1 protein-coding gene is annotated in these 269 nt (G+C 83.6%); it reads right to left on the bottom strand.

Features of this window, described 5'->3' with window-relative positions:
- A partial coding sequence (locus DT057_RS35360) for a hypothetical protein (RefSeq protein WP_203236177.1) occupies positions 1-269 on the bottom strand: 269 nt, incomplete at both ends.

The raw sequence follows: 269 nt of genomic DNA, 5'->3' as shown, positions 1-269 counted from the left end.
CCCGCCGCGGCCGCACCCGCCGCCGCCGCCGCGCGGCCGGTCTCGGCAACAGCCTCGGCGGCGCGCGCGGTCTCGCACCCCACGTGCTCGAGGAGGCCGCGGACGTCCTCGGCCTCCTCGGCGAGGCAGTCCGCCGCCGCGGCCTGCCGGCCCGCGGCCGCGCAGACCGCGACGAGGACCGGGTGCAGGCGCGCGAGGGATTCGGCGACGGCCGCACTCGCCGGCCCGGTCCCGTCAGCCCGCAGGCGGCCCGCGAGGCGGCGGGCGTC

This window comes from Methylobacterium crusticola (assembly GCF_003574465.1).
GTDB classification, from domain to species: domain Bacteria; phylum Pseudomonadota; class Alphaproteobacteria; order Rhizobiales; family Beijerinckiaceae; genus Methylobacterium; species Methylobacterium crusticola.
The sequence above is the reverse complement of the archived record's forward strand: the minus strand, read 5'-3'. Positions and strand labels throughout refer to the sequence as shown.